At 59.4% G+C, this 13,437-nt stretch carries 13 protein-coding genes; 5 read left to right on the top strand and 8 right to left on the bottom strand.

The genetic code is table 11. The features are described 5' to 3' along the window. Positions 1-15 precede the first annotated feature (15 nt). Positions 16-1,209, bottom strand: a complete 1,194-nt coding sequence (locus HKK55_RS04955; RefSeq protein WP_169353616.1) for an MFS transporter — start codon at positions 1,207-1,209, stop codon at positions 16-18. Positions 1,210-1,299: 90 nt separating this feature from the next. On the opposite strand from HKK55_RS04955, the gene HKK55_RS04950 reads away from it, so the two are divergent. Further along, complete coding sequence (locus HKK55_RS04950; protein WP_169353615.1) at positions 1,300-1,845, top strand: TetR/AcrR family transcriptional regulator; 546 nt, start codon at positions 1,300-1,302, stop codon at positions 1,843-1,845. 823 nt (positions 1,846-2,668) lie between these two features. On the opposite strand, the gene HKK55_RS04945 is transcribed toward HKK55_RS04950, so the two are convergent. The 4 genes from HKK55_RS04945 to HKK55_RS04930 all read right to left on the bottom strand — a co-directional run bounded on the left by HKK55_RS04945 (position 2,669) and on the right by HKK55_RS04930 (position 5,851). Further along, positions 2,669-3,448, bottom strand: coding sequence for an ABC transporter permease (locus HKK55_RS04945; RefSeq protein ID WP_169353614.1), 780 nt, complete (start codon positions 3,446-3,448; stop codon positions 2,669-2,671). After that, a complete protein-coding gene (locus HKK55_RS04940; RefSeq protein WP_169353613.1) occupies positions 3,445-4,377 on the bottom strand; it encodes an ABC transporter ATP-binding protein in 933 nt (310 codons plus the stop codon). The genes HKK55_RS04945 and HKK55_RS04940 overlap by 4 nt, the downstream gene beginning before the upstream one ends. Positions 4,378-4,512: 135 nt before the next feature. After that, complete coding sequence (locus HKK55_RS04935) at positions 4,513-5,136, bottom strand: glutathione S-transferase family protein (protein WP_169353612.1); 624 nt, start codon at positions 5,134-5,136, stop codon at positions 4,513-4,515. A 55-nt stretch (positions 5,137-5,191) separates the two neighbouring features. Continuing rightward, the gene (locus HKK55_RS04930; RefSeq protein WP_169353611.1) at positions 5,192-5,851 is read right to left on the bottom strand and encodes a transglutaminase family protein; all 660 of its coding nucleotides are present in this window, start codon (positions 5,849-5,851) and stop codon (positions 5,192-5,194) included. 202 nt (positions 5,852-6,053) lie between these two features. Between HKK55_RS04930 and HKK55_RS04925 the strand changes: the two genes are divergently transcribed. Both HKK55_RS04925 and HKK55_RS04920 read left to right on the top strand, forming a co-directional pair. Further along, complete coding sequence (locus HKK55_RS04925; protein WP_169353610.1) at positions 6,054-8,501, top strand: acyl-CoA dehydrogenase; 2,448 nt, start codon at positions 6,054-6,056, stop codon at positions 8,499-8,501. Positions 8,502-8,575: 74 nt separating this feature from the next. Next, positions 8,576-8,983: a PA2817 family protein gene (locus HKK55_RS04920; RefSeq protein ID WP_169353609.1), complete on the top strand. Its 408-nt coding sequence runs from the start codon at positions 8,576-8,578 to the stop codon at positions 8,981-8,983. Between the two features lie 70 nt (positions 8,984-9,053). Here the strand turns inward: HKK55_RS04920 and HKK55_RS04915 are convergent, their stop codons facing one another. Continuing rightward, on the bottom strand, positions 9,054-9,986 hold the full coding sequence (locus tag HKK55_RS04915; protein WP_169353608.1) for a LysR family transcriptional regulator: 933 nt from the start codon (positions 9,984-9,986) through the stop codon (positions 9,054-9,056). 90 nt (positions 9,987-10,076) lie between these two features. On the opposite strand from HKK55_RS04915, the gene HKK55_RS04910 reads away from it, so the two are divergent. Then, positions 10,077-10,703, top strand: coding sequence for an alanyl-tRNA editing protein (locus HKK55_RS04910; protein ID WP_169357783.1), 627 nt, complete (start codon positions 10,077-10,079; stop codon positions 10,701-10,703). On the opposite strand, the gene HKK55_RS04905 is transcribed toward HKK55_RS04910, so the two are convergent. Then, positions 10,704-12,290 (bottom strand): alkaline phosphatase, encoded by a 1,587-nt coding sequence (locus tag HKK55_RS04905; RefSeq protein WP_169353607.1) that lies wholly within the window; start codon positions 12,288-12,290, stop codon positions 10,704-10,706. Beyond that, positions 12,287-12,841 (bottom strand): GNAT family N-acetyltransferase, encoded by a 555-nt coding sequence (locus tag HKK55_RS04900; RefSeq protein WP_169353606.1) that lies wholly within the window; start codon positions 12,839-12,841, stop codon positions 12,287-12,289. Before HKK55_RS04900 ends, HKK55_RS04905 begins: the two co-directional genes overlap by 4 nt. Positions 12,842-13,029: 188 nt before the next feature. Here HKK55_RS04900 and HKK55_RS04895 point away from each other — a divergent pair, with 188 nt between their 5' ends. Then, complete coding sequence (locus HKK55_RS04895) at positions 13,030-13,437, top strand: biopolymer transporter ExbD (RefSeq protein ID WP_169353605.1); 408 nt, start codon at positions 13,030-13,032, stop codon at positions 13,435-13,437.

The raw sequence follows: 13,437 nt of genomic DNA, 5'->3' as shown, positions 1-13,437 counted from the left end.
CTGATTATTACCGAATCAGTTGCCAGGCGTCGCCTCAACCTTGGCCGAACCTTGCATCATCAAGCCGAACAAGGCACTGAGGGCCAACACAATCAGCACCGCGCCATAGCCATCGGTGGTGGCAATCAACCCAAAGGTGCGGGTGAGATTGCCCGCCAACAGCGACGGCAGGCAGAACGCCAGGTAGCTCAATACGTAGAACGCCGACATCAGCCCGGCCCGCTCATGAGGCAAGGCCAGCGGCACGACGCTGCGCAACGCCCCCAGGAATCCCGCACCGAAGCCGCTGCCGGCGATCAGCGTCGCGATAAAAAACAGCGGCAAGCTGGCAGTGTGGACAGCCACTAGGATCAGCGCCACGCCCACGACCAACAGGCTTGCACCCAAACGCAGGACTTTCTGGGCCGGACGATTGCGCAGGCTGAAGATCATCACCGCGCCACTCAAGGTCAATACCGCCACCAGGCTGCCACCAATCAGATTGGAGGTGGACCCGGTCGCTGCCCTGACCAGCGACGGCGCCAGGGACAGGTAGAAACCACCCACGGCCCACACCGCGATGTCCACCGGCAGCGACAACCACAACGCCCGACGCGCCTGGGGCGGTACATGCAACGTCGGCCGCAACGACGCCAGCGCGCCAGGTATCCGACTCACAGTCTCCGGCAAACGCCAGACATACAGCGCCTGCATCAGCATCAGCGCCAGCAACGTCCAGTAAATCAATTGGGTGGGCAACGGTGCGAACTCCACCAGCAAACTGCTGCCCATGGCGCCACACGCCATGCCCAGCAACGGTGCCACACTGTTGACCAACGGACCTTGCTGGCGATCGGTATCCAGCAGCGCCGCCCCCAGTACAGCCGTAGCCATGCCGGTGGCAAATCCTTGCATCGTCCGGGCAGCGATCAACCAGGCGACACTGTCGGCATTGATAAACAGCAGCATCGCCAGCACATCCAGGACCAATGCGGCAAAAATCACCGGTTTGCGCCCCAGGTAATCCGACAGCGACCCGACGGTCAACAGCGCCACCAACAGGCTGATGGCATACACGCCGAAAATCAGCGTCAGTGTAGCTGCGGAAAAGTGCAGGCCTTCCTGATAGAGGTGATACAGCGGCGTAGGCGCGCTGGACGCGGCGAGAAAGGTCAGCAAGGTGATCGCCAGAAACGCCAGGCTGGATCGATGTGAAGTGACGCTGGACATGAGCACGCTCCGCTAAAGCTAATATTTTGCTTTTGCGGAGTGTGCTACTGCCTGCCGCTTAAAGCAAATTCTTTGTGTTAAGGTTTGGTCATGGCGATAAAAGAAGGCCTTCGCCCGGGAGGCCGCAGTGCCCGGGTACAAGAATCAGTGCACTCTGCCGTGCGTGAATTGTTGGAAGCTCATGAGCGTTCCAGCGTTACCGTGCCGATGATTGCTGCTCGCGCAGGCGTGACGCCCTCGACGATCTACCGCCGCTGGGGTGACTTGTCCGCCCTGCTCGCCGATGTGGCCCTGGCCCGTATGCGGCCGGACAGCGAGCCTGTCAACACCGGCAGCCTGCGGGGTGATATACGCGCCTGGGCCGAGCAATATCTGGATGAAATGAGTTCAGAGCCTGGGCGTAATATGATGCGCGATGTGCAATCCACACAGACGCCTGGGTATTGCGTGAACATTCTCGGAGGGCAGTTGCAGATCATCCTGGATCGCTACCGGGACAGTGGAGATGTGTTGCCCAATCTGGATCGACTGCTGAATCTGGTAGTGGCACCGACCGTGTTTCGGATTCTGTTTTCCAGTGCGCCGTTGGGGGTTGGGGAGTTGCATGAGTTGATTGAGGTTGCGTTGCGGGGGTGATGGGGGGTTTGGGTACATATCCGTTTTTTGGGTAACGGCAACCTAAGGTTCCGCCCTTACGGCGGGTCACTTTGGAAAAGCCCCAAAGTAACCAAAGGGCTCTTGCCCCACCACTCGGCACCTCGCTCAGGCTCGGTGTGCCCGAACGCAGGCATTACTCCGTGGGCCGCCGCGACGGGCCATCCATGGCCCAACGCGGCTAAACCGGCGTCCTGCCGGTTTACCCACTGCGTAATACCTACGTTCGGCCAGCGTGGTTTAACGGGGCGCCTCAGATCAAAATCAAAAGCAGATCAACTGCAAGATCAAGAGCACGCAGCCTCGCTAGCGCTCGACAGCTGCTACGTGAGGGTGTGAGGAGGAAACGCATACGCTTCAGATACTAGGTCGGCTACTAGGCCGCCTCGCTCTGTTTTTGATCTTAGGCGCCCCGTTAAACCACGCTGGCTGAACGTAGGCATTGGTCCGTGGGTAAACTGGCAGGACGCCGGTTTAGCCGCACTGGACCATGGATGGCCCATTGCGGCGGCCCACGGAGCAATGTCTACGTTCAGGCATCCCGAGCCTAGGCGAGGCACCGAGTGGTGGGGCAAAGCCCTTTTGGTTACTTTTGGGGCGTTTGCCAAAAGTGACCCGCCGTAAGGGCGGAACCAACAGCAGCCATTCCCGCAGCAACGGATATACACACAGAGCCCCAGAAAACAGTCGGCTATCAGCCCGCCATCGTAGCCTCGCTAAAGCTCGACAACTCCCACATTTGATCGATGTACACCCAAAAAAAAGGCCTCATCAAGAGGCCGTCTTACTCTCTAAAAACCAACAATCACGTACGCATCCCACGCCCGCTCACCAGCAACCGCGCACAACCGACATACAGCACCACCGTCGCCACCAGCATAAAGGTGATCGCCACGCTGATCTTGATATCCGACACGCCCAGGATGCCATAGCGGAAGGCGTTGACCATATGCAATACAGGGTTAGCCAACGACACCGTCTGCCAGAACGGCGGCAGCAAGGTGATCGAATAAAACACCCCACCCAGATACGTCAACGGCGTCAGCACAAACGTCGGAATAATCGAAATATCGTCGAAGTTACGCGCAAATACCGCGTTGATAAAACCCAACAACGAAAAGATCGTCGCCGTCAGCACCACCACCAAAATGGTCACCCCAAGGTGATGCACCTGCAGTTGAGTGAAGAACATCGACAGCAGCGTCACGATCACACCCACCATCAGCCCGCGCAGCACGCCACCCAAGGTGTAGCCGATCAGGATAGTGTGAGGCGATACCGGCGACACCATCAATTCCTCGATGGAACGCTGAAACTTGCTGCCAAAGAAGCTGGAAACCACGTTGCCGTAGGAGTTGGTGATCACCGACATCATGATCAACCCCGGCACGATGTATTCCATATAGGTGAAACCGCCCATATCGCCAATCTGCCGGCCGATCAGATTACCGAAGATCACGAAGTACAAAACCATCGTGATCGCCGGCGGCAGCAGGGTTTGCGGCCAGATCCGGGTGAAGCGCTTCACTTCGCGATAGACGATGGTCTGCAGCGCGACGAGGTTGGGTTGCAGTTCAGAACTCATACCGCCACCTTCGCCAGATTTTTCTCCACCAGGGACACGAACAACTCCTCAAGGCGATTGGTTTTGTTACGCAAGCTCAGCACTTCAATGTTTTGAGTCGCCAGTTGGCCGAACAACGCAGTGATACCTACAGCTTTATCCACCTGGACTTCCAGGGTATGGCTGTCCACCAGGCGGCTCGGGTAGCCGATCAGTTGCGGTGGCACCGTCATGTCGTTTTTCAGGTCCAGCAGGAAGGTCTCGACGTGCAGCTGGCTCAGCAGCGAACGCATGCTGGTGTTTTCGACAATCGTGCCATGGTCGATGATGCCGATGTTGCGGCACAGCTGCTCAGCCTCTTCCAGGTAGTGGGTGGTGAGGATGATGGTGATGCCTTTCTGGTTCAGCTCGGTGAGGAAGGTCCACATCGAACGGCGCAGCTCGATGTCCACCCCTGCCGTCGGTTCGTCGAGGATCAGCAGGCGCGGCTCGTGAACCAGGGCACGGGCGATCATCAGGCGACGTTTCATGCCACCGGACAAGGAGCGTGAAGGCACGTCGCGCTTGTCCCACAAACCCAACTGGGTCAGGTATTGCTCGGCGCGTTCCTTGGCGATCTTCGGCGGGATACCGTAGTAACCCGCCTGGGTCACAACGATGTCGAAGGTCTTCTCAAACTGGTTGAAGTTGAACTCCTGGGGCACCACGCCAATGCTGCGCTTGAGCGCGGCCGGGGATTTATCCAGGTCATGGCCAAAGATATTCACGGTGCCGCTGGTCTTGTTGACCAGGGTCGAGAGGATACCAATGGTGGTGGATTTTCCGGCGCCGTTGGGGCCGAGCAAGGCGAAGAAATCACCTTCGGCGACATCCAGATCGATACCACTCAGGGCCTGGAAACCGTTGCCGTAGGTTTTGGTTAGCTGCCGGATGGACAGAGCGGAACTCATATCGGATTACGCACCAAAGAAGAGGAATAGAATTGTTACATGTGGGCTGACCGCGCGGAATACAACGGCTGCGCATGACAAGCATGGTGCTTGTCCGCGCCGCACAAGTACAGTCACCTGTATTAATAGTCAGTATTAAGTCAACGCAGTCATGACCGCTTTCTGGTAGGCAGGGCGCTGGCGCAAACGCTGATACCAGGCCTCTAGATTAGGCATCGACGGCCGCTCGATGGGCATTTCGAACCAGGCGTAAATAAAGCAACCCAAAGGGATATCGCCCATGCCGATCTCGGCACCTGACAGATAGGGTTGCGTGGCCAGGGCCTGATCCACTGTTTTCAGCACATCAATGCAGGCTTTGCGCCCGGCGTGGATATTGTCCCAGTTTTGCTGGTCTGCAGGGGTACGCAGCACGCCCCAGAACACGGTCCTGAACGGGTCGGCCAAAGTCGAGGTGGTCCAGTCCATCCATTTTTCCGCGTTGGCCCGGGCCTGCAGGTCCTTCGGATACCAGGCCGAGTCCGGGGCATGCTTGGCACTGAGGTAGCGCACGATGGTGTTGGATTCCCACAACACAAAGTCCCCATCCTCGATCATCGGCACCCGGCCATTGGGGTTCAACGCCCGATAACCCGGCGTGTCGACCACCCCAAAAGCCCCGCCCGCATCAATTGCCTCATAGTCCAGACCGAGCTCCTCGGCGCACCACAGTGCTTTCCTGACGTTTGACGAATTTTTACGACCCCAGATCTTCAGCATGACCGCCCCGATGTGATGAATATGGTGGATGAATGCCGAGGCAGCATACGCCGGTTCACGGGCGGCTTAAATCACTCTGCATATCCCCCAGGAGACTCGGCATCTGCTCGCCGAACAGGTGCGGGTAACATTTCTCCAGGTGGGCGAAGAAGAAGTCCTCGGGGATGTCGGGAAATTGCCCATGGTCCACTACGTACTCCATGGCCCGCTGGCCTTTGCGGTTGAAGGCGTGGAAAACACTGTCGTGAGTACCGTCGAACTCCAACGGCGGCACATCGAACAGTTCGCACAGTTGCTGGTTGAACGCTGGCGTGGCTTTGACCCAGCGGCCATCCAGATATAGTTCGGTGTAACCGTGCATAGCAAATACGTCACTTCTGAGCAGTTCGATCAAACGTGGCGTCGAGAGGTGATTGCGCACGTCGGCCAGGCCAATGCGCGCCGGGATCCCGCAGTGCCGTGCGCAAGCGGCCAACAAGGTCGCCTTGGGCACGCAATAACTCTCGCCGGCAGCCAGGGCGTAGCTGCCGTTCAGGGTTTGCGGGTCGCGGCTGAAAGTGTAGGGGTTGTAGCGCACTGCCTCACGCACGGCGTAATAGAGACTGACCGCCTGGTCACGGAGGTCGGGGCTCGAACCCCGGTGTTTTTCGGCGAACTCCACCACCGCGGGGTGGTCACTATCGATGAAGCGGCTGGGATTCAAATACGTATCCATGAGCACAATCTCCGAGGCGAGCCCTGAGTCTAACCACAGGCCCGCCCCAGCGATAACGACGATTCGGCCAAATGTCGGCGCCTGAGACCCGGTGATTAAAAAGCGCTTCCCGGCACAACACGTAACACGCTCGTCACCCGCTTTTTCGGATGCCGACTAAGCTCTGAGGTGATTTTGCCCTTGGTTTCACGGAGGATTGAATATGCTGTTGTTGTGGATACTGGTTCTGGTGGTCGGCATTGCCTACCTGGCACACCGCCGCACCGCGCCCCTGCCCGCCCTGGGTGTGGTCGCCGTCTACCTGTTGGCGATGGGTGCCTTCAGCCATGCACCGGGCTGGTTGCTGCTGGTCTTCTGGGTACTGATTGCCGTGGTAGCCGCGCCTTTGCTGCTGCCGGACCTACGCCGCCAGTACTTCACTGCGCCACTGTTCAACTGGCTCCAGAAAGTCCTGCCGCCAATGTCCGAGACCGAACGCGACGCCATCGACGCCGGCACCGTGTGGTGGGACGGCGAGTTGTTCAGCGGTCGCCCTGACTGGGACAAGCTGCTGGCCTACCCCAAGGCGCAACTGACTGAGGAAGAGCAGGCCTTTATCGATGGCCCCACCGAAGAACTCTGCGCCATGGTCACAGACTGGGAAATCGGCCAGGCCATGGACCTGCCGCCGGCTGCCTGGGAACACATCAAGCAACACGGTTTCTTCGCCCTGATCATCCCCAAGGAATTCGGTGGCAAGGGCTTCTCCGCCTACGCTCACTCTCAAGTCGCCATGAAACTGGCCACCCGCAGCGGTGACCTGGCCTCCACCGTGATGGTCCCGAATTCCCTGGGCCCAGCCGAATTGCTGCTGCACTACGGCACCGACGAACAACGTAACCATTACCTGCCCCGCCTGGCGCGTGGAGACGATATCCCATGCTTCGCCCTGACCGGCCCGTTGGCTGGCTCCGATGCCGGCTCCATGCCCGATACCGGCATCATCTGCAAAGGCGAATGGGAAGGTAAGGAAACCCTTGGCCTGCGCCTGAACTGGGAAAAACGCTACATCACCCTCGGCCCAGTAGCGACCTTGCTCGGCCTGGCGTTCAAGGCCCATGACCCTGACCACCTGCTGGGCGATCAGGAAGACCTGGGTATCAGCCTCGCGCTGATTCCCACCGACACCCCCGGCGTGGAGATCGGCCGTCGCCATCTACCGTTGGGCGCCGCCTTCATGAACGGCCCGAACTCGGGCAAAGACGTATTCATTCCCCTGGAGTTCCTGATCGGTGGCCAGGAAATGCTCGGCAAGGGCTGGATGATGTTGATGAATTGCCTGTCAGTGGGCCGTTCGATTTCCCTGCCCGCCGTGGGCACCGGTGCCGCCAAGTTCACCAGCCTGGTGACTGGCCAATACGCTCAGGTGCGCGAGCAGTTCAACGTGCCGCTCTCGGCCTTCGAAGGCATCCAGGAAGCCCTGGCCCGTATCGGCGGTAACGCCTGGCTGATGGACAGCGCACGAATGCTCACCGCTAACGCCGTGGACCTTGGGGAAAAACCCTCGGTGCTCTCGGCCATCCTCAAGTACCACCTGACCGAGCGTGGTCGCGAGTGCATCAGCCACGCCATGGACGTACACGGTGGCAAGGGCATCATCATGGGCCCCAACAACTACCTGGGCCGCAGTTGGCAAGGGGCGCCGATCTTCATCACCGTGGAAGGCGCGAATATCCTCTCGCGTAACCTGATGATCTTCGGCCAGGGCGCCATTCGCTGCCATCCGTTCGTGCTCAAGGAAATGGCCCTGGCCGGCCGCGAAGACCACGACCAGGCGCTGAAAGAGTTCGACGGGCTGCTGCTGCAACACATCGGTTTCGCCGTCAGCAACGCCGCCAGCACCCTGGTGTTGAACCTCGGCCTGGGGCATTTCGAAAAGGCCCCAGGTAACCGTTTGAGCCAAGGCTACTTCCGCGCCCTCAACCGTCAGGCAGCAGCATTTGCCCTGCTCGCAGACTTGAGCATGATGCTGCTGGGTGGCGAGTTGAAGCGCCGTGAACGACTGTCGGCGCGCCTGGGAGACGTGCTGAGCCATATGTACTTGGCGTCGGCAGCGCTCAAGCGTTATCACGACCTGGATTCGCCCGATCACCTGGAGCCGCTATTTGCCTGGGCCATGGAAGAAAGCCTCGGCCATTCGGAACGAGCGCTGGATGAACTGCTGACCAACTTCCCGAACAAAGTGCTGGGCTGCTTGATGCGGGTAATCGTGTTCCCGTTCGGGCGTCGTCATAAGGGCCCATCCGATGCACTGGATGCTGAAGTTGCAGCAGTGATTGGCCGTGCCAAAGGCGATCCAGCCCTCGAAGCCGTGCTGGCGGGTTGCTATCGCCCGCAATCGGCCGACGATCCAGTGGGCGCCCTGCAACATGCCTACGACCTGTTGGCTGACAGCCATCCCTTGCAGAAAAAACTCCACGAAAGCCTCAAGAGCGGCCAGGTCAAGCCTGCCGCTGGCGAACATGCGATCGACGCCGCGCTGCAGGCTGGCGTGCTGCAACCGGCCGAAGCGCAGACCTTGCGTGACGCCGAAGCGGCACGGCGCAAGGTGATCGACGTGGATGACTTCAGCAAAGAGGAACTGAGCCAGGCCAAGGGAAAAGTCCGCTGATCCCTGCGGTGATATAAATACGGGCGCGAGGACTATATACTCTCGCGCCCGTTTTGCTCTTGAGGACTTATTCCGTGTCCAACGTCGTTGCCGATCATCTCGTCTTGCTCGACCACCTGCGCAGCATCCTGGTTGCCGTCGGCGAAGCCGAACAGGTGCCCGAGGAAAGCCACGCCCTGTTCCTGGAGCGCTTCGATGAGCTGCGCGCCCTGCTGCCCATCGACCCGATCGAAAGCCAGTACCTGGGCCAGGACATGATGAGCCAGGTCATCCTGCGCTACCCACAAATTGCCCACCTGGTACCACGTGACCTGCTGTGGTTCTTCGGCGGTGATTGCCTGCACTTCATGCCGGACGACGAACTGGACCTGTACCAGGCCCTGGAAGAACGTCGCTTCGAAGCCGAACAGAACGACGAACCGTTCGACTGGAACCAGGAAAAACAGTTGTTGGCCATGTCCAACGACCAGAGCAAACACTGATCAGACAGGCTGACCGCTGACCTGTGGCGAGGGGGCTTGTCCGCTCGCCACAACAGCCCTCCTGATCAGGCTATCGCCTGCGCAACGTAGGCTCCCGCGCCATGCACTCCACCAGATAATCAATAAACACCCGCAACTTCGGCGGCAGATAACGCGTGGGCGAGTGCAGCAACCATGCATCACCGTGGTAGGACGCAATAAAGTCCCACGCCGGCAACACCTGCACCAACGCTCCCTCCTCCAGTGCATGGCGCGCCGTGAAATACGGCAAGCTGCCAATTCCCACATGCTGCAACACCGCATCCAGCCGCACACCCGTGTGATTGGCCGCATATCGCCCGCTCACACCGACTGTTACCGCCTTGCTGCCCTGGCGGAATTTCCAACGCGCATCCCCCGTGGTTTCCCCCAGATAGATACAGCTGTGCTCCAGCAAATCATGGGGATGACTCGGCGTGCCATGCTCGGCCAGATACTGCGGCGTGGCACAGACCAGGTGCTCGATAGGCAACAACTGCCGCCCCACCAACCCCGGCGGCGGGCTGTCGGTGATGCGAATGCTCAGGTCGACGTTGTCATCAATCAGATCCACGTGCCGGTCTTCAAGGATCAACTGCACATCGACCTTGGGATAGCGCCGCAAAAACTCAGGCATATGCGGGTGCACCACAAACCGCCCGACCGCCTTGGGCACACTGACCCGCACCAACCCCTCGGCTTCATGGGTGTACTGGCCGCTGATCTCCATCACCGAACGCGCGGCGCTGACCATCTCCTGGCAGCGCTTGAATACTTCTTCGCCGCCCTCGCTGAGACGTAACTTACGGGTCGTGCGCTGCAACAGACGAATCGCCAGGGACTTTTCCAGACGCGAGATACTGCGACTCACCGATGACGGCGAAGCCCCCAGTTGCCGCGCCGCTTCGGAGAAGCTGCCGGTCTCCACCACTTTGACGAAGATCGCCATTTCACCCAGCAGTGGTAGTGGAAGATTGATGCTCATGACGCACAAGTCCATTGAGAGTTGAACGGATTATCACCCATCGGCGCACTATTTATACTGCCAGGTAGAACCCTGATGCGGATGTAGATGATGACCCAACGCCTGTTTTTCACCCACGACCACCTGACAGCCGAGCTTGAAGTGCTGGAATGCGTACCTCACGAGGGCCACTTTGCCGTGACCCTGCAATCGACCATTTTCCACCCCCAGGGCGGCGGCCAGCCTTTCGACACCGGCTGGCTGGGAGGTAGCCAGGTGATCAAGGTGATCCAGGAAGCAGATCATATCGTGCACTACGTGGATCAGCCGGTTGAGCCGGGGCTGATAGATGCGCGGGTCGATGAGGCACGTCGCACCCTGAATACACGACTGCATTCCGCCGGGCATCTGATCGGCAATGTCGGCGAAACCCTGGGCTGGATGCCAATCAAGGCTCATCACTGGCCAGGCGAAGGAAAGATTACTTTCATACGTGGGGAGTCGGCGCAAACCATGGACGCCGAGGCGATCCAACACCAAGTCAATCAGTGGATCGCCGCCGACTTGCCGCGTCACCTGGCGCTTGAGGAAGGCGTGCGTGAAGTCGGCTTTGGTGACCTGCCGGCCTACGCCTGTGGCGGTACGCATGTACAGACGCTGGGTGCGCTGGGCCAGGTGACGATCCTGGCCCTGTCCGAAAAAAAGGGCGCGCTATCGGTGCGTTATAGCCTGGACTGACTACACCGCAATCGCCCCCGCCCGCCCCGGTTCCACCACGAAGGACTTGAGGGTCGAGACACTGGCATTCGGATCCCGAGGATCGGAAATCACCCGAAAGTTCGTCAGCATCTTCTGCTCTTCCAGCTCCACCGACACATACCCCCGCTGGCGGCTGTCGAAAAAACGTACATGGGGATTGAGTGGCAGGATCGAGTTGAAGGCATCAAACGGCGGACCGTCGGAGGTGACTGACGTACCGACAAACTCGGTGGCGACGATCCGCGAGTCTGGGTCGTTGGCGTCGGCGTGCAGGTCCGTGGCCCAGAACGAATGAATATCCCCGCCCCAGAACACCGGGTTACGGGCGCGTCTGCGCTCGATGGACGCCAGCACGCGTTCGCGGGTCGCCCTATAGCCGTCCCAACCGTCGGTCCAGTGGCCCAACGCCTGGCTCGCCGGATCATGCTGGATCAGCGGCGCCACCAGCAGGTCCTGGGCGATCACATTCCATTGTGCACGGGATTCGGCAAAACCTTGATCCAGCCAGGCTTCCTGCTTCCAACCGAGCATGGTGCGCTCGGGATTGCTCAGGTCTACGCAGCTATCGGCAGCGATATGTCCTTTACGGCTGCCATTGGCCTCAATGCACGGCTGTACTGAACGGTACTGCCGACCGTCCAGTACATGGAAACGAGCCAGTCGGCCGTAGTCCAGGTTCCGGTAAATGCGCATATCCGGCCCACGAGGCAGGCTGGTGGCGCGTAAAGGCATGTGTTCGTAGAAGGCCTGATAAGCGGCCGCTCGGCGCTTGAGAAAACGCTCTACCGTGACGTTCGGGTCCTGGGACCATTGGTTGGCGTAGTCATTTTGCACTTCGTGATCGTCCCAGGTGGCCACACTGGGCGCCGCAGCATGGAGCGCCTGCAAATCGGGATCGGATTTGTACAGGGCGTAGCGATTGCGATAGCCGGCCAGGTCTTCGGCATCGCCACTGCCATGAGGACGAATGATTTTGCTGGAGCCTGTGGGATAGGAATAGTCGTAGATGTAATCACCGAGGAAAAACACCAAGTCAGGTTGTTCGGCGGCCAAGTGACGATAGGCACTGAAATATCCTCGCTCCCAGTGCGAACAGGACACGAAGCCCAGCCGCGCCGACGCCATCGCATGCAGCGGCGGCGCCGTGCGCGACTGGCCCGTCGGGCTCTGTGCCCCGAGGCTTTCAAACTGAAACCAATAAGGCCGGCCGGCCTCCAATCCCGCGACCTCGACATGCACGGAATGAGCGAAGCGTTCAGAGGCCATGACTTCGCCCTGCTTCACAATCCGCGTCATCAACGCATCACTGGCCACCCGCCAGCGCACCGGCACCGCGCGGCTCAATCCGCCACGACCATCGACGGCGTTGAACAGCGGTGCCAAGCGGGTCCAGATGACAAAGCCATCCGGCAACGGGTCACCCGAGGCGACGCCCAATGTGAACGGGTAGTCGATGCCGGCACTGCGGGCAAAGGGGCTGAGGATCGAAAAGGCCGTCGCCACCGCCAGGCCCGACAGCACTCGGCGGCGATCCAGATCTACCGACTTGCGAGTGTCGTCACTCATGACGCAGGCTGCCAATCGGCCCGCAACAGCCCGTACAGCAACAGATCCTCGTGCACTTCGTTCTTGAGGAACGCACCTTTCATGCGCCCTTCGTAATGCAGGCCAATCTTCTCCATCACCCGAGCCGAGCCTGTGTTACGGGCAAAGCATTGGCTGCCGACACGGTGCAGCGCCAGCTCGGCAAAGCCGAACGCCATTATCGCGGCAGCCGCCTCAGTGGTGTAACCCAGGTTGCGCTGGTGCGCAGCCACCCAATATCCCAAATGACCGCTTCGATGCGCCGCCGACAATCTGAGGCTGATCACGCCGATCAACTCGTCGGTCTCCCGCAGATGAATGCCCAACCCCAGGGAGTGCCCCGAACGGAAGTTCTCCTGCTGAGCGTCGATAAAAGAGTGCGCCGTATCCAGAGTGTAAGGCGACGGAATAGCAGCAGTGTTGTCAGCAATCTCAGGCCCGTTGGCCAGCTCGGAGAGTGTCTCGGCCAGGTGCTTTTGCAGTGGTTTCAACACCAGCCGCGCAGTGAATAGGTGAGGGAGTGCAGCGCTCATATCGGTAGCTCGCCGGGTAAATTTTCCAAGAGTGTACCCACATCGTGTCAGTTTCATTACGTCACAAAACAGACTGCACGGTCTTCTGCAAGACGCGTCCTAGACACTTAAAAGCTTAAATTAAAGTTAACCATTCGGTCATTTTTGGTTGCTAACGTGTCGCCCCTAATCCACTACGGGGTAACGGAATGAGAACCTGGGACGAACCCAAAAAACGCAAGGCGCACATCGAGCTGATCCCAATGATCGACGTGATGATGTTCCTGTTGGTGTTTTTCGTACTCGTGAGCCTGAACGTGATTCCGGCACTGGGCATGAAGACCCAATTGCCCAGCGCCAGCAGTTCGCAACAGCTCAAGCCGCAGAACAAATTCATCCTCACCCTGGGCCTGGAAGGCCAACTGCAACTGGATGGCAAAGACCTGACCGTCGAGGCCTTGGTGCCCGTGCTCAAGGCCGCCGAAAAGCCTGACAGCAAGTCGACAATCATCGTCAACAGCGACAAGGGGGTGGAAGTGTCCCGCCTGGTCGAGGTCATGGACACCCTGCGCCTGGGTGGCTTTACCTCCATCTCCATCGCCACGCGTAAGTCCTGA

It is taken from the genome of Pseudomonas sp. ADAK18 (assembly GCF_012935695.1).
In the GTDB taxonomy this organism is placed as follows: domain Bacteria; phylum Pseudomonadota; class Gammaproteobacteria; order Pseudomonadales; family Pseudomonadaceae; genus Aquipseudomonas.
Note: the sequence above shows the minus strand (reverse complement) of the source record. Positions and strands in the feature narration are given on the sequence as shown.

What these genes read in the sequence shown, in the direction of transcription:
- HKK55_RS04955 (WP_169353616.1), bottom strand. Translation starts at nt 1,209, where the DNA reads ATGTCCAGCGTCACTTCACATCGATCCAGCCTGGCGTTTCTGGCGATC.
- HKK55_RS04950 (WP_169353615.1), top strand. Translation starts at nt 1,300, where the DNA reads ATGGCGATAAAAGAAGGCCTTCGCCCGGGAGGCCGCAGTGCCCGGGTA.
- HKK55_RS04945 (WP_169353614.1), bottom strand. Translation starts at nt 3,448, where the DNA reads ATGAGTTCTGAACTGCAACCCAACCTCGTCGCGCTGCAGACCATCGTC.
- HKK55_RS04940 (WP_169353613.1), bottom strand. Translation starts at nt 4,377, where the DNA reads ATGAGTTCCGCTCTGTCCATCCGGCAGCTAACCAAAACCTACGGCAAC.
- HKK55_RS04935 (WP_169353612.1), bottom strand. Translation starts at nt 5,136, where the DNA reads ATGCTGAAGATCTGGGGTCGTAAAAATTCGTCAAACGTCAGGAAAGCA.
- HKK55_RS04930 (WP_169353611.1), bottom strand. Translation starts at nt 5,851, where the DNA reads ATGGATACGTATTTGAATCCCAGCCGCTTCATCGATAGTGACCACCCC.
- HKK55_RS04925 (WP_169353610.1), top strand. Translation starts at nt 6,054, where the DNA reads ATGCTGTTGTTGTGGATACTGGTTCTGGTGGTCGGCATTGCCTACCTG.
- HKK55_RS04915 (WP_169353608.1), bottom strand. Translation starts at nt 9,986, where the DNA reads ATGAGCATCAATCTTCCACTACCACTGCTGGGTGAAATGGCGATCTTC.
- HKK55_RS04910 (WP_169357783.1), top strand. Translation starts at nt 10,077, where the DNA reads ATGACCCAACGCCTGTTTTTCACCCACGACCACCTGACAGCCGAGCTT.
- HKK55_RS04905 (WP_169353607.1), bottom strand. Translation starts at nt 12,290, where the DNA reads ATGAGTGACGACACTCGCAAGTCGGTAGATCTGGATCGCCGCCGAGTG.
- HKK55_RS04900 (WP_169353606.1), bottom strand. Translation starts at nt 12,841, where the DNA reads ATGAGCGCTGCACTCCCTCACCTATTCACTGCGCGGCTGGTGTTGAAA.
- HKK55_RS04895 (WP_169353605.1), top strand. Translation starts at nt 13,030, where the DNA reads ATGAGAACCTGGGACGAACCCAAAAAACGCAAGGCGCACATCGAGCTG.